The 18086-nt window shown below is 68.5% G+C and carries 17 protein-coding genes and 1 pseudogene; 4 read left to right on the plus strand and 14 right to left on the minus strand.

Annotated elements, in window-relative coordinates; all coding sequences use genetic code 11:
• Window positions 1–125: 125 nt before the first annotated feature.
• Entirely contained in the window at window positions 126–1040 is a 915-nt protein-coding gene (locus tag GPX89_RS42710; RefSeq protein WP_328602970.1) for an aminoglycoside phosphotransferase family protein, read from the plus strand.
• Window positions 1041–1044: 4 nt separating this feature from the next.
• Here the strand turns inward: GPX89_RS42710 and GPX89_RS42715 are convergent, their stop codons facing one another.
• The 6 genes from GPX89_RS42715 to GPX89_RS42740 form a co-directional block, all read right to left on the minus strand.
• On the minus strand, window positions 1045–1437 hold the full coding sequence (locus GPX89_RS42715) for a hypothetical protein (protein WP_157393501.1): 393 nt from the start codon (window positions 1435–1437) through the stop codon (window positions 1045–1047).
• A gap of 169 nt (window positions 1438–1606) precedes the next feature.
• The gene (locus GPX89_RS42720; RefSeq protein ID WP_157393502.1) at window positions 1607–2818 is read right to left on the minus strand and encodes a serine hydrolase domain-containing protein; all 1212 of its coding nucleotides are present in this window, start codon (window positions 2816–2818) and stop codon (window positions 1607–1609) included.
• Between the two features lie 81 nt (window positions 2819–2899).
• On the minus strand, window positions 2900–3094 hold the full coding sequence (locus GPX89_RS42725; protein ID WP_157393503.1) for a hypothetical protein: 195 nt from the start codon (window positions 3092–3094) through the stop codon (window positions 2900–2902).
• 213 nt (window positions 3095–3307) lie between these two features.
• Window positions 3308–5686: an ATP-binding cassette domain-containing protein gene (locus GPX89_RS42730; protein WP_157393504.1), complete on the minus strand. Its 2379-nt coding sequence runs from the start codon at window positions 5684–5686 to the stop codon at window positions 3308–3310.
• A 51-nt stretch (window positions 5687–5737) separates the two neighbouring features.
• On the minus strand, window positions 5738–6151 hold the full coding sequence (locus GPX89_RS42735) for a VOC family protein (protein WP_157393505.1): 414 nt from the start codon (window positions 6149–6151) through the stop codon (window positions 5738–5740).
• Between the two features lie 5 nt (window positions 6152–6156).
• Window positions 6157–6606 carry a helix-turn-helix transcriptional regulator gene (locus tag GPX89_RS42740; RefSeq protein ID WP_328602971.1) on the minus strand — a complete coding sequence of 150 codons (450 nt, stop codon included), beginning with the start codon at window positions 6604–6606 and terminating at the stop codon, window positions 6157–6159.
• 203 nt (window positions 6607–6809) lie between these two features.
• On the opposite strand from GPX89_RS42740, the gene GPX89_RS42745 reads away from it, so the two are divergent.
• Entirely contained in the window at window positions 6810–7835 is a 1026-nt protein-coding gene (locus GPX89_RS42745) for an alpha/beta hydrolase (protein WP_157393506.1), read from the plus strand.
• 76 nt (window positions 7836–7911) lie between these two features.
• Here GPX89_RS42745 and GPX89_RS42750 read toward each other — a convergent pair whose 3' ends face one another.
• The 8 genes and pseudogenes from GPX89_RS42750 to GPX89_RS42785 all read right to left on the minus strand — a co-directional run bounded on the left by GPX89_RS42750 (window position 7912) and on the right by GPX89_RS42785 (window position 15966).
• Window positions 7912–8790 (minus strand): GNAT family N-acetyltransferase, encoded by an 879-nt coding sequence (locus GPX89_RS42750; RefSeq protein ID WP_157393507.1) that lies wholly within the window; start codon window positions 8788–8790, stop codon window positions 7912–7914.
• Between the two features lie 59 nt (window positions 8791–8849).
• Window positions 8850–9965 carry a PrsW family intramembrane metalloprotease gene (locus GPX89_RS42755; protein ID WP_157393508.1) on the minus strand — a complete coding sequence of 372 codons (1116 nt, stop codon included), beginning with the start codon at window positions 9963–9965 and terminating at the stop codon, window positions 8850–8852.
• Window positions 9962–10528, minus strand: a complete 567-nt coding sequence (locus GPX89_RS42760) for a hypothetical protein (RefSeq protein WP_157393509.1) — start codon at window positions 10526–10528, stop codon at window positions 9962–9964. Before GPX89_RS42760 ends, GPX89_RS42755 begins: the two co-directional genes overlap by 4 nt.
• Before the next feature lie 141 nt (window positions 10529–10669).
• On the minus strand, window positions 10670–11752 hold the full coding sequence (locus GPX89_RS42765) for a polyprenyl synthetase family protein (RefSeq protein WP_157393510.1): 1083 nt from the start codon (window positions 11750–11752) through the stop codon (window positions 10670–10672).
• Window positions 11749–12222, minus strand: a pseudogene (locus GPX89_RS42770) (flavodoxin-dependent (E)-4-hydroxy-3-methylbut-2-enyl-diphosphate synthase); the annotation flags it as partial. The gene GPX89_RS42765 and the pseudogene GPX89_RS42770, both read right to left, overlap by 4 nt.
• 35 nt (window positions 12223–12257) lie before the next feature.
• The gene (locus tag GPX89_RS42775) at window positions 12258–13283 is read right to left on the minus strand and encodes a polyprenyl synthetase family protein (RefSeq protein ID WP_235949366.1); all 1026 of its coding nucleotides are present in this window, start codon (window positions 13281–13283) and stop codon (window positions 12258–12260) included.
• A gap of 274 nt (window positions 13284–13557) precedes the next feature.
• The gene (locus GPX89_RS42780) at window positions 13558–14640 is read right to left on the minus strand and encodes a polyprenyl synthetase family protein (RefSeq protein WP_157393512.1); all 1083 of its coding nucleotides are present in this window, start codon (window positions 14638–14640) and stop codon (window positions 13558–13560) included.
• A 471-nt stretch (window positions 14641–15111) separates the two neighbouring features.
• A complete protein-coding gene (locus tag GPX89_RS42785; protein WP_157393513.1) occupies window positions 15112–15966 on the minus strand; it encodes a lysophospholipid acyltransferase family protein in 855 nt (284 codons plus the stop codon).
• 362 nt (window positions 15967–16328) lie between these two features.
• On the opposite strand from GPX89_RS42785, the gene GPX89_RS42790 reads away from it, so the two are divergent.
• A complete protein-coding gene (locus GPX89_RS42790) occupies window positions 16329–16472 on the plus strand; it encodes an MYXO-CTERM sorting domain-containing protein (protein ID WP_157393514.1) in 144 nt (47 codons plus the stop codon).
• Between the two features lie 126 nt (window positions 16473–16598).
• Window positions 16599–18029 carry a DUF1254 domain-containing protein gene (locus GPX89_RS42795; protein ID WP_157393515.1) on the plus strand — a complete coding sequence of 477 codons (1431 nt, stop codon included), beginning with the start codon at window positions 16599–16601 and terminating at the stop codon, window positions 18027–18029.
• Window positions 18030–18086 lie beyond the last annotated feature (57 nt).

Here is an 18086-nt window from a genome sequence, read left to right on the forward strand (position 1 = left end):
ACAAACCACTACCGGAAGGCAGTTTTCCGCCAATTCCATTGCCTTAGTGCACGTTCAGGCCCACGATAAACTCACACGACCCTTCGCGGCATGACGAGTACAGAACCCGGCTACTGTGGCTGTGCGTGACTGGAACTGGGATCGAAATCGATGCGGGATTGGTCCGGGAGCTATTGCGGGAGCAGCATCCCGATCTGGCTGAACATCCGGTGCGGCTGGGGGCGCGAGGGTGGGACAACCAATTGTGGCGGGTGGGTGAGCAGCTCGCGGTGCGACTGCCGTGGGCGACGGAATCCGCGGACGCGCTGCTGCGCAAGGAGTACGCCTGGTTGCCCGGTATCGCACCGCGCCTGCCGTTGCCCGTTCCGGTGCCGCAGCGTTTCGGTCAACCCTCCCAACGGTTTCCGCGACCATGGATCGTCAGCACCTGGGTGCCGGGTACGCCTGCCGATCACGCACCCGTGACCCGCGGCGAGGAGGCGGCCACCACGCTGGCCGCGTTTCTGACGGCCCTGCATCGGCCCGCCCCGGAAGGCGCGCCCACCGGGCGACACCGCGGCGGCTCACTGGCCGACTACGGCCCGCGTTTTCTCCAGGCACTCGATTCGGCTACGGAACTGGGGCTGATCCCCGACCCCGCCGCGGTCCGCGCGGTCTGGGACGATGCCGTCGCGGCACCCGACTGGCCCGGACCGCCGATCTGGCTGCACGGCGACCTGCATCCGGCGAACGTCCTCACCACCGACGGCACCCTCTGCGGCGTCATCGATTTCGGCGATCTCTGCGCCGGGGATCCGGCCTGTGACCTCGCCGCGGCGTGGATCTTGCTGCCGGACGGGGCCGCTGACCACTTCTTTGCCGATTACCAGCCGACCCCCGACGCCGCGATACTGCGCCGCGCGCGCGGAAACGCGTTGATGCGCGCCGTGGCCGGGCTGCTCATCGGCGATGCGGGCGTTCATGGGCGCCCGGGAGGGAAGTCCACGTGGGGGCCGCCCGCCCGGGATGCCCTGCGACGCTTGATCGCTTCGGCCCCTTGATTACTCAGGGGCAGGTGAAGGGGATGCCTTTGCCGCCGCTGGCGGTGCTGGCATCCATGAAGTAGGTCAGATTGTCGGTGACGTGGTTGATTTCGACGGCGAGGGCGTGGGTGCCGGAGGCCATTCCTTCGACGGAGAAGGCGAAATCACCTGTCCCGTCGGGGCTCGTGGTGAAGGTGCTCGGCGTTGAGACCGGGGCGTTCCCGTCCAGTTTGTAGTAGACGTGGAATTGCTGGTTGGGGAGGTTGCTTCGGAACATGTGACCGCTCACGAAGAGGGTCTTCGAGTCGTCACACTGGGTGGTGGCGTAGCTGTGGTTGCTGTCGACGGCTTGCCCCGCGTGTTGTCCGGTCCACGCGACGATGGGAGCGAGCTCTCCCGAACTTGGCAGCGCCATTTCAATTCTCCTTGCTTGCGATGAGCACGGATCGTGCCCTCCAGAGCTTCGGATACGCCCCTCCATGGTCCTCCCGATCCCGCTCGCGCCGCAGCGGATTCGACTCGAAATATACTGCGGCACAAGGGATTATCGAGCAATTTCAAACCGCCCATGCGGTAGGTTCGAATCAGCCTTCGAGCGCCGAGTAGACGCCGGTGAGGAAGTCGTCGCCCAGGGGGCTGCGCCATTCGGCGGCGATGATGATATTCGCGGACTGCACGAAAAGCAGTGCGACCAGGTCGTTCTCGGGGTCGGCATACCATGCGGTACCCAGGCCACCGGGCCAGGAGAGGGTGCCGACAGCGGGGATGCCGGCACCCGGACCGGTCTGGATTCGCACGCCGTAGCCGAAGCCCTGGTCGTCCCAGATACCTTGCCCCAGGGGTGGGTTGAAGGGCGATACGGCATGCTGTTCGGGGGTGAGGTAATCGGTGCGCAGGGCCTCGACCAGCTCGGCCGACAGGATCCGGACGCCGTTGAGGGCGCCGCCGCCCAGCAGCATGTGGGCGAAGCGGGCGTAGTCGTCGACGGTGGAGACCAGTCCCGCGCCGCCGGAGGGGAACAGGGGCTGTTCGCCCCAGGCGGTGGTGGCGGGGCGGTCGAGTTCGGTGGAGTCGGGGCCGTACAGGACGCTCAGGCGGTCGCGTTTCGATTCCGGGACCACGAATCCGGTATCGCTCATGCCCAGCGGGTCCAGGATTCGTTCGCGCAGCACGGTTTCCAGCGGCCGGCCGGTAATGCGGCTGATGAGGATGCCGAGGATGTCGGAGGCGGTGTGGTAGCGCCACAGGCTGCCGGGCTGACCGATGAGCGGGAGTTCGCCCACCGCGCGCAGCCACTCGTCGGGGGCGAGGCGTTCGGCGTCGGCCACGCCGATCGCGCTCGCGATGGGATCGGCGGTGAGGGCGAACAGGCGCGGCGCCAGGCTGGAGCGACCCCAGCCCAGACCGAAGCGGTAGGTGAGCAGGTCTTCGAGGGTGATGGGCCGTTCGGCGGGGACCACGTCCTCGGGTGAACCGTCGGGATCGCGCATGACCTGACGGTCGGCCAGTTCCGGCAGCCAGGCGTCCACCGGATCGTGCAGCCCGATCAGCCCCTCGTCGACCAGCGTCAGCGCGGCCACCGCGGTGATCGGCTTGGTCATCGAGGCGATGCGGAAGATGGTGTCGCGCCGCATCGGAAGGCCCGCGGCGCGGTCGCGATGGCCGACGGCGTCCACCTGCACCAGTTTCCCGTGCCGGTAGATCATGGCGACCGCACCCGCCACGTCGCCGCGCTCGACGTAGCCGTCGAGGACCTCGCTCACCTTGTTCAGACCCTCGGCCGAAAACCCGTTCACCACAACCGCTCCTCTCGTTCAGCAGTCACCATCAACCGCGAGTGACTGCGGATATTCCCGAGAGGGCGAGATCGGCGAGGGTCAGGGAGCGGCGGAGCAGAAGGGCTGGCAGTTCGGGACGGCGCTCGGCGCGGTCGAGGCCGGCTCATGGAATTTCGCGTGCCCGACCAGGATCGCGAGGCCGATCACGATGGCCAGGACGAATCCGGCACCGATCCAGGCCACCGCCCAGTTCTGCCTCCGGACGGTGACCAGGATCGTCCCGTCGTCGCCCATCAGCACGGTACCGAGCGGCGGCCCGGATAGCGGACCGAAAAATGAACTGCTCCAATTGAATCCGAGAGTCGGAGGCACTGCTGACCCCATTCCTGAGCACGCACGGTGGTAGACACTCAGCGGCCCAGAGTACGCCCTGACCCAATTAATAGCTATATGCTATTTGAGCAGATTATCGGTTGTTTTTACCGGTATGTCCGTTGTATTCCGTTCTCACCGACCGACATACGCGGCCAGGTGCTCGCCGGTCAACGTCGAGCGCGCGGCCACCAGCTCGGCGGGCGTGCCCTCGAAGACGACGCGACCGCCGTCGTGACCCGCACCCGGGCCCAGATCCACGATCCAGTCGGCGTGCGCCATGACGGCCTGGTGATGCTCGATGACAATGACCGATTTGCCGGAATCCACCAGGCGGTCCAGCAATCCGAGCAGATTCTCCACATCCGCCAGGTGCAGACCGGTGGTCGGCTCGTCGAGCACGTAGACCCCGCCCTTGTCCCCCATGTGCGTGGCCAGCTTCAACCGCTGCCGCTCACCACCGGACAGCGTGGTCAGCGGCTGCCCCAGGCTCAGATAGCCCAGCCCGACGTCGCACAGATGACCCACGATCTTGTGCGCGGCAGGGATTTTCGACTCGCCGCTGTCGAAGTACTCCAGCGCCTCGCTGATCGGCATGGCCAGCACCTCGCTGATATCGCGGCCGCCGAGCTTGTACTCCAGCACCGCCGCCTGGAAGCGCTTGCCCTCGCACTCCTCGCACACGGTGGCGACACCGGCCATCATGGCCAGATCGGTGTAGATCACGCCCGCGCCGTTGCAGGTCGGGCACGCGCCCTCCGAATTCGCGCTGAACAGTGCGGGTTTCACGCCATTGGCCTTGGCGAAGGCCTTGCGGACCGGTTCGAGCAGTCCGGTGTAGGTGGCCGGATTGCTGCGCCGCGAACCGCGTATCGCGCCCTGGTCGATCGAGATCACGCCCTCGCCGGCCGGAATCGACCCGTGCACGAGCGAACTCTTGCCCGAGCCCGCGACGCCGGTGATCACCACCAGCACCCCGAGCGGAACATCGACGTCCACCTTCTGCAGGTTGTTGGCCGTCGCGCCGCGAATCTCCAACGCTCCCACAGGCTTGCGCACCGCATCCTTCAGCACGGCCCGATCGTCGAAGTGGCGGCCGGTGATCGTGCCGCTCGTGCGCAGCCCGTCCACGGTGCCCTCGAAGCAGACCGTGCCGCCGCCGGAGCCCGCGCCCGGCCCGATGTCGACGATGTGGTCGGCGATGGCGATGGTCTCGGGCTTGTGCTCGACCACCAGCACCGTATTGCCCTTGTCGCGCAACCGTAGTAGCAGATCGTTCATGCGCTGGATGTCGTGCGGGTGCAGGCCCACCGTCGGCTCGTCGAACACATAGGTGACATCGGTGAGCGCCGAGCCCAGATGCCGGATCATCTTGACACGCTGCGCTTCTCCACCCGAGAGCGTGCCCGACGCCCGGTTCAGGCTCAGGTATCCGAGCCCGATCTCCACGAACGAATCCAGCACCCCCTGCAGCGATTCCAGCAGCGGCGCGACCGAGGGCTCGCGCAGCCCGCGCACCCACTCGGCCAGATCGCTGATCTGCAGGGCGCACACATCGGCGATGGAGACCTTCCCGATCTTCGAGGACCGCGCGAGCTCACTGAGCCTGCTCCCCTCGCACTCCGGGCAGATCTGGAAGGTCACCGCGCGCTCGACGAAGGCCCGCACGTGCGGCTGCATCGAGTCGATGTCCTTGGACAGCATGGACTTGCGGATCTTGGGGATGAGCCCCTCGTAGGTCAGGTTGATGCCCTCGACCTTGATCTTGGTCGGCTCCTTGTAGAGCAGATCCGCGATCTCCCGCTTGTTGTACTTCTTGATCGGCTTGTCCGGATCGAAGAATCCGCTGCCGATGAAGATGCGCCCGAACCAGCCGTCCATGGTGTAACCCGGGATGGTGAACGGGCCCTCGTTGAGCGACTTGTTCTCGTCGTAGAGCTGGGTCAGGTCGATGTCGTTGACCGCGCCGCGCCCCTCACAGCGCGGGCACATGCCGCCGGTGATGCTGAACTCGCGGCGCTCCTTGACCTGCTTGCCGCCCTTCTCCACGGTCACCGCGCCCGCGCCGCTGATCGAGGCGACATTGAACGAGAACGCCTGCGGCGAACCGATATGCGGCTTCCCGAGGCGGCTGAACAGGATGCGCAGCATGGCATTGGCGTCGGTGGCGGTGCCCACCGTCGAGCGCGGATCCCCGCCCATGCGCTGCTGATCCACGCTGATCGCGGTGGTCAGCCCCTCGAGCACATCGACCTCGGGCCGGGCCAGATTCGGCATGAAGCCCTGCACGAACGCGCTGTAGGTCTCGTTGATGAGCCGCTGCGATTCCGCGGCGATGGTATCGAACACCAGCGAGCTCTTGCCCGACCCGGACACGCCCGTGAACACCGTGAGCCGCCGCTTGGGCAAGTCGACCGACACGTCCTTGAGGTTGTTCACCCGCGCCCCGACGACCCGGATCAGGTCGTGGCTGTCGGCGGCGGGCAGGGCGGTCGTGGGTTTCGGCTTGGCCATGCGGCTCTCCATCTGTGCGGGGCGGTCCGGGTCGGGGGCTCGGAGTGCAGGTCAGGAAACCTGCTGGATGCGGACGAGGTTGCCCGCGGGGTCGCGCACGGCGAAGTCGCGCACCCCGTAGGGCTGGTCGGTCGGTTCCTGCACGACCTCGACGATCTCGTGGCTCTGCAGCTTCTCGAAGGTGGCGTCGACATCGCCGGTGGCCAGCAGGATCGCGCCGTAGGTGCCCTTGGCCATCATCTCGGTGATGAGCTTGCGCTCGTCCTCGGTGATGCCCGGATCCACGGCCGGCGGGGTCAGCACGATGGAGGTCGCGGGCTGGTCGGGCGGGCCGACCGTGAGCCAGCGCAGCCCGTTGTAGCCGACGTCCTTGCGGAGTTCGAAGCCGAGCGCGTCGCGGTAGAAGGCCAGGGCGGCATCGGCATCGGTGTGCGGGAGGAAGCTCGCGTTGATTGTGATGTCCATGCCGATCACGCTAGTTGCGAGGGGCTTGCCTGGGCTTCTCGATTCCTGATCGGTCTGGTGACCTGTTTCTCCACGCACGAGGGCATGCCCTCGGGGGCGTCGGCCATCTGCTGCTTGTAGACGCTCGGGGGTATGCCGACCAGTTCGGTGAAGCGGGTGGAGAACGTCCCCAGCGAGGACGCGCCGACCGCGAAACAGACCTCGGTGACGCTCAGCTCGCCGATCCGCAGCAGCGCCATGGCCCGCTCGATGCGGCGCGTCATCAGATAGGAGTAGACCGATTCCCCGTACGCGGCCTTGAACTGCCTGCTCAGATGCCCGGCCGACATGTGCGCGTCGCGCGCGAGCCGTTCCACGTCCAGCGGTTGCGCGTACTCGCGATCGATGCGATCGCGGACGCGCCGCAGCCGGGCGAGATCGCTCAGACGCTGTTCCGCGGCGGGTTTGCTGGTCACTTCACGATGGTCGCACGCTGGGCCGACACCGTCGCGACGACCGCCCCCGTGTTTCTGGACTACCGCTCAATGGTTTTGTCAGGTAACAGTTTTGTTCGGACATCAGACATACGGTGTCGGGGAGACCGGTTCATCCGGAATTCCGACCACCACCACTACACGATGTGGCCGAGCGTGGCCCGAGGACTGGAACCACTATTTCGATGAAGCTCTCTGCACTGCGTAATAGGACCGCCCTGCGGACCGCCGCCGTCGCGCTGTCCGCCGCGCTCTCGGTGGCGCTGGCCGTCGGCACCGGCTCGGCGGACCCGGACCCGGCCAAGCCCTCGGCCATCAGCTCCATCCAGAAGGACGGGCGCAACTGGCACCTGAAGGTCTACTCGGCCGCCATGGGTCAGGACATTCCGGTGGACGTGCAGCGTCCGGTCGACGAGTCCCAGCCCGCCCCGAACCTGTGGATGCTCAACGGCCTCGACGGCGGCCTCGGTACCGCCAGCTGGAACGCCCAGACCAACGCCCTCGGCTTCCTGGCCGACAAGCAGGTCAACGTGATCCAGCCGATCGGCGGCCGCGGCAGCTACTACACCGACTGGATCAAGGACGACCCGCAGCTGGGTCGCAACAAGTGGACGACGTTCTTCACCCAGGAACTGCCCCCGCTGCTGAACGACGCGCTGGGCTCGACCGGTCTCAACGCCCTGGCGGGCCTGTCCACCTCCGGCACCTCGGTGCTGCAGCTGGCCGAGGCCGCGCCCGGCCTGTGGAAGTCGGTGGCCGCCTACTCCGGCTGCGCGCAGATCGCCGACCCGGTGGGCAAGCAGTTCCTGAAGTTCGCGGTGGAGACCTGGGCCGGCGGCAAGACCGAGAACATGTACGGTCCCGACGACAGCCCGCTGTGGGTGGCCAACGACCCGGTCATCAATGCCGAGAAGCTGCGCGGCACCCAGCTCTACATCTCGAGCGGTTCGGGCATCCCGCTGATGAAGGACGTCGAGTACTACACCAAGGCGGCCCCCGGTCCGCAGGGTGACGTCAACCTGGCGCTGGGCATGATCATCGAGGGCGGCGTGGACGCCTGCACGCACAACCTCAAGAACAAGCTCGACTCGATCGACATCCCGGCGACCTACCAGTTCGATCCGGTCGGCACCCACTACTGGCCGTATTGGGAAGCCGCCCTGCACAACTCGTGGCCGATGCTGGCCTCGGGCATGGGCATCTCCGCCTGACGCACCGAATTCGAGAGCGCCGCACCGTCATTCCCGACGGTGCGGCGCTCTCGTCGTTCCGGCGCGTGCCCCCGGGTCAGCGGGTGGCCGGGTCGGGGACGCTGAACGGGGTGCGCGCGATGCGGCCGCCGAGTCGTTCGTTGACGGCGAAGCCGTGCCGGCGGCACCACTCGGCGAGGATGGGGACCGCTGAGTCGTCGTCGCGGAAGGTGGGCACGAGCTGGCCCACGATATACAGGTGCTGGGCGTCGGCGGCGCGGCAGAGGTGCTGCAGGACCGCGGTGCCCAGGCCGGTGCCGCGCAGTTCGGGATTCACGGTGATGTTGTCGAGTTTGACGGTGTCGGCGTAGATGTCGAAGACGACCTCGACGAGCGGGTCGGAGCGGCGCAGGGATTCGATGTCGAAGGGGACCGGTCGCAGCACGCCGGGCAGGTGGTCGGAAAGCCGTTGGCGCGCCGCCTCGTCGGGGGCGTCGCGGGTCAGGGCCAGCAGATCCTCGGTGAGGTCGGCGACCACGGCGCGGTCACCGACGGCGGCCAGCGGTCGGGCCTGGGCGGTCGCCCGCGACAACGCCTGCAGCCGGCGGGTCCACTGCGGGGCGCTCATGCCGTAGCGCAGGGTCAGATCGGCGAGGGTGTCCTCGAGGCAGAGCGCCGCGCCCAGACTGCGGACGTAGGCGCCCGAGAGCGCGCCCCAGCGGTGGTCGTCGGCGCCGACGCCGTGTACCGCCAGCTCGCGCACGAGTTCGTCGCGGCGGGCGGTGGCGCGGGCGACCGGGGATCCGGGCAGGTGCCGCGTCCAGCGTTGCCAGCCGGTCAGATTGACGCGAATGCGGGTGGTGGCGATGTCGGCGCTCGCGTCGAGATAGTTGCACAACGCTTGCTGACGGCGCTCCAGCAGTTCACCGGCCCGCCCGTCCGCGGGCTGGGCGGACGACGTCTGACCCTCACTCATATCGAGTTACGCTAGCGTCCAGTTCTCTCGACGCTGGTCATCGGCACGCAGAAATTGCGCTACCAGCCGAACGGCGCACCCACACCATGCACAACGCCACCCGGCCCGGGACCGAATCCGCCTGGAATCGGAGTTTGCTGTTGCGGAGCCAGATCCAGATCGGCGACCCGATCCACCAGCGAACGCTCATAGCGCTTGGCGAATTTGCGCGACATCGCCCATCGCGTGTGCCGACGCAGTTCGAGGCGGGCCTTGCGGCGACTGCGATAGGTGAGCAGCGGTTCCAGCCCGGCCTCGGGGCCGAGGGCACGCGCGGCCGGGAGCGCGATGAGCCCGCGGAACCAGCGCCGCTCGGTCGCGAGCACCCAGGAGTAGGCGATGGCGAAGATGACCAGATCGATGAGGATCGGCAGATAGGTCGACAGCAGCGCGGGGCCGGGCGGGCGCGGGGCGTCGAAGAGGAAATGCATGCTGAACGCGAGCGCGTAGAACAGGGCGAAAACGCCGAGCCGCCAACCCCACGACCGGTCGGTGCGGATGATCGCCAGCACGATGCCGACACCGGCCAGCGCCGACATGGCCCAGTGCGAGGTGAGCGCGGTGATCAGCCGCAGCACCGCCACCAGCAGCACGTCGACCACCGGATCCTGCGGCGAGGACAGCGCGATCTGGGTGCTGTAGAGGCAGTCCTCGGCGATCTGCGCGCCCAGCCCGACCGCCGCACCCAGCAGCAGCCCGTGCATCGGGCGCGACAGCCGATTCCGGAACATCAAGGCCACCACCACGATTCCGATGGCCTTGATGTACTCCTCGTCGGTCGGCGCGGTGATGGCGGCGCTCCAGCTGGTCGCGAACCGGTCGCCGATGCCATTGGTGATGGCACGGCTGAGGTGGTCGTTGGCCCACATGGCCAGGCCCGTCCACACCGTCGCGCCCCAGATCGCGCCCATGGCCATCGGGGCCACCAGGTGGCGGCGAGCCCGGAAGGGGTCCAGTGCGAACACGATCCGCGCGATCACCAGCAGGGTCAGGGCGGTGATGGGCAGCGCGGCCAGTGCGGGCGTGCCCGCGAACCACACCTGTCCGGCGGCCTGCAGCAGGAACAGCAGCGGCCCGGCGATCACGGCCAGGCAGTACACCCAGAACAGCATCGACCGCGGCTGGAACCAGCTCATGCCTCGACCGCCTTGCTCGAGTTCAGGACGTCCGCGATCATCTGGTAGCCCGCCTCCCGCGTCGGCCCGGTGACCGTCACGGTCACCGCCACATCCCCGCTGTACGCGACCGCGCAGACCCCACCGGCGGTATCGGGCAGCACGCAGGTGAGTCCGCGGAAATCGCCCGCCTCCACGCTGCCCCCGTCGAACCGCACGGTGACCCCGGCCGCACGCAGCGGCAGCAGCATTCGCGGTGCGGCCGTGTCGAAATCGGTGATCCCGTCGACCACCGACACCGACAGCCGCTGCTCCCCGATATCGGATTTCAGCACCGCGATGGATTCGTCCCCGGTGGCGATCTGCCGCATCTGCTCGGGCACCCGGAACACGACCGCGTTGGCCGGGTCGGTCCCGTGCACCGAGCCGACCCCCGTCGCGGTCAGCGTGATGCTGGTTCCCGCCGCCACCTCGGTCTCACGAGTGGGCACCGCCGCCGACAGCAGCGGCGGCACCACCAGCGCGACGGCCAGCGCCCCCACCACCCCGATCGCGGGCCCTACCGAATGCACAAGGCGCACCATGCGTTTCCACCCTCTCGGCTCCCTGAGGCAACGCCGGGGACGGTGGATGCGTTCCGGGCCTCCGGACCGGCACGCCCGCCCACCGCTTGCCGCGAGTTAACCACACCCGCGGTGGGTTGCCGGGGATCCCGGCGCACGGTTTCACGAGGTTCTGGCGATGACGGCGTCGGCCATGCTGCGCAGACCGGCGATGGCGGTGGGCGGGAACGGGGCGTGGGCGAGGGTGCGCTGGACTTGCAGCCAGCGGTCGCGGATCATCTGCTCGACCTTGGGACGTGCTGTGGCGGCGAGGATCTGGCGACAGCGGGCGGCCTCGTGCTCGGTCAAACGGGAGTTGCCGATCAGGGTGTCGAGTTGGGCGCGCTGGTCGGGGGTGGCGTGACGCAGGGCCAGCGCGAGGAGGACGGTGTGCTTGCCCTCGCGCAGGTCGTCGATATTGGATTTGCCGGTCTGGGCCGGGTCGCCGAAGACGCCGAGCAGGTCGTCCTGCAGCTGGAACGCCTCCCCCAGTGGCTGGCCGTAGTCCGAGAGTGCCTGCGCCACTTCGGGTCCGGCTCCGGTCAGGGCCGCGCCCAGTTGCAGTGGCCGCTGCACGGTGTAGGCGGCGGTCTTGTAGCGGATGATCTCGAGGGCCCGGTCGAGGTCGTGGGTGGGTTGCCCGGTCGTCGTCAGGTCGAGGTACTGGCCGTAGTTCACCTCGGTGCGCATGACGTCGAGAATCGGTGCGGCGGCGGCCATCTGGGCCGCCGAGAGTCCGGCGGTGTGCAGCAGTTCCTGTGACCACACCAGTCCGAAGTCGCCGATCAGCAGCGCGGCGTGGGCGCCGAAGCGGGTGGCGGCACCGTGGTCGCGGGCGGCGCGGGTGCGGTCGGCGACCGCGCGGTGCACGGTCGGCTGGCCGCGGCGGGTGTCGCTGTCGTCGATGATGTCGTCGTGGATGAGGGTCGCGGCGTGGAACAGCTCCACCGCGGCCGCGGTCCGCAGCACCGCGTCGGTCGGCTCGCCACCTCCGCCCGCGTACCAGCCGAGCACGCAGAACAGCGGCCGGATTCGTTTGCCGCCGGCGAACAGGAACGAGCGCACGGCGTCGACCACGTCGGCGGGCAAGCCCGCGGCGGCCGCGGATTCGGCCTTGTCGCCGAGGAATTCGTCGAGCGCGGCCTCCACCCGCGCCTGCACGGCGGTGCGGTCCAGCGGCGACGGGGTGATCGTGGGGGTACTCATGGGGTGTCCTCCGATCCGGTGAGCGTCAGAGCCTCCGCCAGCAGGGCTTCCACGATCTGGTGCTCGGGCACACTGTGCACGACCTCGCCCCGGACGACGATCTGGCCCTTGCCGTTGCCCGAGGAGACGCCCAGATCGGCTTCGCGGGCCTCGCCGGGCCCGTTGACCACGCATCCCATGACCGCGACCCGCAGCGGATGCGGAAATCCTTCGAAAGCGGCCTCCACGCGCCGCGCGAGCCGATGGATGTCGACCTGCACGCGCCCGCAGCCGAGGCAGGACACGATCTCGAGTTGCCGGGGCCGCAGTCCCAGCGATCGCAGAATGTGGTTGCCCACCTTGACCTGTTCCACCGGCGGCGCGGAGAGCGACACCCGGATGGTGTCGCCGATCCCCTCCTCGAGCAGGATGCCGAAGGCGACCGCGGATTTCACCGTCCCCTGGAACACCGGCCCGGCCTCGGTCACGCCGGCGCTGACGTTTTCGTTCACCATCGAGTCATTCCTCATCTGTTCCGGTGGGCGACGAGATGGGCGAGGGTGACCAGATCGCTGTAGCCGGACCCGTTCGGCAGCGCGGCCAGGGCGCTGCGCAGCCGTCTGCGGGCCAGCCGCTCGGCACCGCGGCGGCCCCCGGCCTTGTCGACAAGCCGTGCGGCCCAGACGATTTCCTGCGGCGACAGCGGCGCCTCGCGTTGATACAGCTCGGCCAGCTCGCACCCGGCGGCGGTGCCGGACTCCAGCGCCAGCACGATCGGCAGACCGCGTTTGCGATGGGCCAGATCCGCCGTCGGCTTCCCACTGCGCGCCGGATCGCCCCAGACGCCCAGAATGTCGTCGACGGCCTGGAACGCGACCCCGAGATCACGACCGAAACGGTCGAAGCCGCAGACGGTTTCATCATCAGCGCCCGCACTCAGGGCCCCCAGCGCGCAGGCGCAGCCGAACAGCGCCCCGGTCTTGCCCATGGCCGTGGACTCCCACCCGGCGAGGCTCGCCGCGGCGGCATCGCCGTGACAGTCGGCGTGCTGGCCGCGGCACATCTCGGTCACCGTGGTCTCGAGCCGTTCGATGGCGGCCATGGCGGTGCGGGGAGTCGCCAGTGCCGCAAGGACATTCGTGGCCAGTGCGTGCAGCGCGTCACCGAGCAGCACCGCGTCGGCCATGCCCCACACCCGCCACACGGCGGGCCGGCCGCGGCGCACCGGGTCGGCGTCCATGACGTCGTCGTGGATCAGGGTGAAGTTGTGGACCAGTTCGACGGCCGCGGCCGCGGTGGCGGCCGGGCCCGCGCCGCCGTCGCAGGCGAAGGCCGTCGAGGTGACCAAGGCCGGGCGCAGCATCTTGCCGGGATCGGCGTGCATCGGATTTCCGCGCTCGTCCCACCAGCCGAAATGGTATCCGGCCAGGTGCCGCATGGGTTCCGGCAGCGTCAGCACCGATTCACGCAGTACCGGGTCGAGCAGGGTGCGGGCGCGGGCGAGGATCTCGGCGGGGCGACGGGCGGGTGGAATGAAAGTGGTGACGGTCAATGCGGACGCCTCTTTCACAGTGCGCGAATCGGATTCGATCCCGTGGGCCGCAGACCCGGCCGATCCCCGATCCGGATACCTGCTGCGGCAGGCGATCTCGGTATCGGCCCACACCATCGAGGGCCGCTTGCGGGAGGTGGCGCGAACCGACCCGGTGAGGGTATCGGGATTGCCTGCGCGACAGGCGAATACAGAGCGACGATATCGTGCGACCGATCGGGCTCTCGAGAAACCGAGCACTGCGGCCGCGCTTCTGACCTCCGAATTCTACCCCTCACCCATCGGAGTTCGTGAGGTGTTCGGCGAGGACCCGCAGCACCTCCCGGGCCGCGGCGGGCACATGCATCTCATCGACGGCGCGCAGGGCGTGCTCGCGGCGCCGCGCGATGCGGCGCTCGATCTCCTCGCGCGCGCCCACTTCGGTCATGATGTCGCGGCACAGGGTGGCCCCGCCCAGATCCAGGCTCGGATTGCCCAGCAGCGCACGCAATTCGATGGCGGTGGCGCCCACCGCCCGCTCCAGCGCCGAGGCCACCAGCGCGGTGTGCTTGCCGTCGCGCAGGTCCTCCACCCGCGAGCCGACACCGGCCCGGTCGCCGAAGACCCGATGCAGATCCTCGGCCAGATGAACCGCCTCGCCGAGCCCGCGCGCGTACACCGACAGCGCCGCCAGGGTGTTCTCGTCCGCACCGGCCAGCCGCGCACCCAGTTGCAGCGGCCGCTCACAGGTGTAGCCGACGGTCTCGAGGCGCATGATCTCGAGGGCGCGCTCCAGATCGACGACCTGGTCACCGGCCGCGCGCACATCCAGATACTGCCCGTAGATGACTTCCATCCGCATGGCCGACATCACCGATCCGGCCGCCGCGCGCTGCCGGGCCGTCAGATGCGCGGAGAACAGCAGCTCGTCGGACCAGACCAGGGCCAGGTCCCCCAGCAGGACCGCGGCTTGGCGGCCGAAACGCTCCCGGTCCGGCTTGTGCGCGAAACGGGCGGCCATCGCACACGACAGGGTCGGGAAGCCGCGCCGGGTGAGCCGGCGCTCGATGACGTCGCGGTGGATGAGCACCGCGGCGTGCTGCAGTTCGAGCGCGGCGGCCACCCGGATCACGGCCGCGGGCAGCCGCTCACTGCCGCCCGCGGCGAACCAGCCGAGCACGCACAGCAGCGGGCGAATGCGCCGGCCGCCGCTGAAGACGAAGGAGTGCAGGGCATCGACGAGATCCGCCGGTAATCGCTCGCGGTCGGCCTGCCGCGCCTTCTCGGCCAGGAAACCCTCCAGCACGGCGTCCACCCGGTCGCGCACGCCGGCCATATCACCGGGGACGGCCCATTCCGCACAGACGGATTCGGTCATGTCGACACACCTCTCCTGGCACCGGAAATCGATTGCGGGCTGCGTGTTCGCCTGGATTCAGGGACGCGGGCGTCCGGCTTTCTCTCGAACCACGGTGTGCCGGAAGGCATTCGCGATTCCCTCGCGCGCCCTGCGAAATCCCCCGAAGCCTGTGACCCCGACCATGATCCGATTACTCCCCTGCGCCAGGCCGAAAAGGGTGTGCACCAATGCGTTTCATCGCCGCGCCGGAGGGCGCAGTCGCGATCCCGTTAGTCTTCAGCCAATGAGTAAAACGTAACCTGAACCGAGAAAAGTGTAATACGGGTCGTTGCCGACGGTAAAGCGCTACCGCACAGCATCGGCGACACCGATACGCACCCGAGACGATGCGTCCGAGACGCGAACGCCGCGTGCGGGATCGTCCCACACGCGGCGCGCGTACCTGGCTCGGTTACCGAAATCCGCTGTCCCCCAACAGCGGAGTCACTACTACAACAGGTCGGCGAGACCCTTCAGCGGCCCGGGCAGCCCGGCCACGTGCTTCTTCAGGCCCGCGGCCACCGGGTTCGGCGTCTCGGCGCGCAGCCGGTCCAGCTCGGTCTGCATGGTCTCGACCGTGCGGTCGTAGTAGCCGTCGACCAGATCGCCGTCCTCGGGATCACCGGGCTGGGTGGACCAGTCCAGCGCCGGCAGGAAGCTGACCGTCACCGAGGCGGGCAGCGGAATCTGCGGCAGGATCGGTGCGATGCCGAAGGGCAGGCCCAGGGTGTAGGGAAACACCTTGGCGCGCACCAGCTTGTCCAGCTGCAGCAGGCGCGCGGTGCGCTCGCCGCGGCTGAGCACGAAGATCGAGTCGTGGCCGCCGTTGGCGACCGCGGGGATCACCGGCACGCCCAGTTCCAGGGCCAGGCGGATGAAGCCCTTGCGGTCGGCGAAGTCGATCTTGCCGCGATCGGTCCACGGGCGGCACGCCTCCCAGTCGCCGCCGGGGTAGACCATGACCGCGCCGCCGTCCTTGAGGCCCTTGGCCGCGGCCTCGCGCGAGGCGGGTATCACGCCGAACTGGCGCAGGCTGTCACCGAGAATCGGTGCGCGCAAAAGGATGTCGTGCGCGACGCCGTAGCTGGGCTCGTCGGGGCGGCGATCCAGCATGGCCATGAAGGTGATCCACACCTCCGGGGCCCAGTAGATGGACGAGTGGTTGCCGATGACCAGGGCCGGGCCGGACGCGGGCAGATTCTCCACGCCGGTGACGGTCGGGGTGAAGTAGTCGGTGTACGCGCGGGCCAGCGGCATCAGCGGGTGGTTGGGGTCGGGGATTACCGTGGTTTCGGTTTCGGTCATGAGCCATTCCTGTCGATTGCTTTGCCGGGGACGGGCGGCACGCAACGACATCCCACGACGCTGTCGATCAACGTCGAGCCGAAATGAATTGCCCCCGGGTCACATCCCCATTGATAGCTCCGACGGCCGCGCACGCGCGGTCCTGCTCAGCGTACGGACGTCGCTGCGTTGCGACAGATGCCCGTCACCGTCCTCCTGCACCCTCGACGGTATCAACCCAAGCGTTTGCTTGGTAGAGAGTGTGCGGAACCCAACATTCGTTGCGCATTCCCGAGCGCGGCTCACGGCCCGCGACCTACGATGGCCGGTCCCCCTCACCTGCGATGCTTGCCAGCGGGCAGGATCGGATCGACCATGGCGGAATGCGATTCGGCACGGTGGCACTGCTGGCCGGCTCGGTGTCCGACCAACTCCCGGACTACAGCCGCACCGAAATCTGGGTGGGGTCGGCCATTCTGCTGGTGGCCCTGCTGGCCCTGCTGGTGGCGGTGCTGCGGCGACGCTGAGCGCGCGCAATCCCGGATCCGCGACACACCGTGCGGCATACTGATTGCCGGTTATCAGCTCCGGCTGTCCTCGGTGTGCTTGCATCACGATCCTCCCGCTCCTCCATGGTCACAGTGGCGAAGGGAATGCGTGTGCGCGACAACGGATTCACCCATCGACTCGATCGCAGGACCCTGCTCGGCCTGGGGGTGACGGCCCTGGCGGCCATGAGTGTGCCCGGCTGTTCGAAATCGACCTCCCCGGGCGGCAGATCCACCACCACCGCGAACTCCGACGACCCCGGCGCGATCGCCACCGACGCCTACGTCTTCGGCTACCCACTGGTCCTGATGGACGTCACCCGCGCGGCCGCCGGGGCGTCGAACCGCTTCCTGCACGCCCAGAACCTGCCCACCAGCAGCGATCGCGCCGTGGTCCGGATGAACGTGGACACCCTCTACTCCAGCGCGTGGCTCGACCTCGGACCCGAACCCCTGGTGCTGCAGGTGCCCGCCATGCCCGGCGGGCGGTACTGGCTCATGCAGATCATGGACGCCTGGTCGAACACCGTCCAGGACCCCAGCAGCACCGATCCGCAACTGGCCGACCGACATCCGGGACCGCCGTTCACCTACGTCATCACCGGCCCGAACTGGTCGGGCAGCCTTCCCGAGGACCTCACCCATCTGCCCATGCCGACTCCGACCGCCTGGCTCATCGGGCGCATCCAGGTCAATGGCGAGGACGACCTGCCCGCGGTGCACACGCTGCAGCAGCAGCTGAAACTGGTGCCGCTCAGCGCCTGGATCGCGGGCAACCCGCCGCCCGCCGTGGGATTGTCACGGCCACAAGGCGATCCGCCGCCGGACCAGGTGGCGGCCATGGACGCCAAGACCTTCTTCAACCGCCTGTGCGCGGTGCTGGCCGTGAATCCGGCCGCGCCCGCGGACGATCCGATGATGAAACGGATCGCGGCCCTCGGCATCGGGCCGGGCGGAAACGTCGACAGCCAGTCCGCCGACATGCTGACCGCGGCCGTCAAGAACGCGCAGCACACGATCGTCACCTACAAGGACCCCGAGAGCAAGGACGCCAACGGCTGGAAGTTCGCCACCAATCTGGGCGCCTACGGCATCGACTATCTGCGGCGCGCCAATGTGGCCGTCACCGCGCTGGGCGCCACCCGGGCGCGAGACGCGCTGTACCCCACCATCGCCGAGAACGCCGACGACAATGGGACACCGCGCCGCTTCCGGCTGAAGTTCCCCGCCGACGGCCTGCCGCCCGCGGACGCGTTCTGGTCACTGACCGCCTACACCGCCGACAGCTACCTGGTCGAGAACGACGCCGATATCTACTCGGTCGGCCACGCCGTACCGGTGGTGAAGGGTCCGGACGGTTCGATCGAGCTCGCCGTCCAGCACGACGATCCGGGACCGGCCGTGCCCAAGGGCAATTGGCTGCCGATCCCGGCCGCGGGCCGCTTCTCGCTCACCCTGCGGTTGTACGCGCCCTGGCCGGAAGCTCTCGACGGGAAATGGCAGCCGCCCGGACTCACCGCCGTCCCTGCGAGCTGACCCGACCGACGGCGAACCCACGGGAAGCCGCTCGGCCGAGCCACTCCCCGTGGGTTC

Origin of the sequence: Nocardia terrae (assembly GCF_009760405.1) — a bacterium.
Lineage (GTDB): Bacteria > Actinomycetota > Actinomycetes > Mycobacteriales > Mycobacteriaceae > Nocardia > Nocardia terrae.

Excerpts from the sequence above, each read along its gene's own strand:
- GPX89_RS42715 (WP_157393501.1), bottom strand. The coding sequence starts at position 1,437 with ATGGCGCTGCCAAGTTCGGGAGAGCTCGCTCCCATCGTCGCGTGGACC.
- GPX89_RS42725 (WP_157393503.1), bottom strand. The coding sequence starts at position 3,094 with ATGGGCGACGACGGGACGATCCTGGTCACCGTCCGGAGGCAGAACTGG.
- GPX89_RS42730 (WP_157393504.1), bottom strand. The coding sequence starts at position 5,686 with ATGGCCAAGCCGAAACCCACGACCGCCCTGCCCGCCGCCGACAGCCAC.
- GPX89_RS42735 (WP_157393505.1), bottom strand. The coding sequence starts at position 6,151 with ATGGACATCACAATCAACGCGAGCTTCCTCCCGCACACCGATGCCGAT.
- GPX89_RS42745 (WP_157393506.1), top strand. The coding sequence starts at position 6,810 with ATGAAGCTCTCTGCACTGCGTAATAGGACCGCCCTGCGGACCGCCGCC.
- GPX89_RS42750 (WP_157393507.1), bottom strand. The coding sequence starts at position 8,790 with ATGAGTGAGGGTCAGACGTCGTCCGCCCAGCCCGCGGACGGGCGGGCC.
- GPX89_RS42755 (WP_157393508.1), bottom strand. The coding sequence starts at position 9,965 with ATGAGCTGGTTCCAGCCGCGGTCGATGCTGTTCTGGGTGTACTGCCTG.
- GPX89_RS42760 (WP_157393509.1), bottom strand. The coding sequence starts at position 10,528 with ATGGTGCGCCTTGTGCATTCGGTAGGGCCCGCGATCGGGGTGGTGGGG.
- GPX89_RS42765 (WP_157393510.1), bottom strand. The coding sequence starts at position 11,752 with ATGAGTACCCCCACGATCACCCCGTCGCCGCTGGACCGCACCGCCGTG.
- GPX89_RS42780 (WP_157393512.1), bottom strand. The coding sequence starts at position 14,640 with ATGACCGAATCCGTCTGTGCGGAATGGGCCGTCCCCGGTGATATGGCC.
- GPX89_RS42785 (WP_157393513.1), bottom strand. The coding sequence starts at position 15,966 with ATGACCGAAACCGAAACCACGGTAATCCCCGACCCCAACCACCCGCTG.
- GPX89_RS42790 (WP_157393514.1), top strand. The coding sequence starts at position 16,329 with ATGCGATTCGGCACGGTGGCACTGCTGGCCGGCTCGGTGTCCGACCAA.
- GPX89_RS42795 (WP_157393515.1), top strand. The coding sequence starts at position 16,599 with ATGCGTGTGCGCGACAACGGATTCACCCATCGACTCGATCGCAGGACC.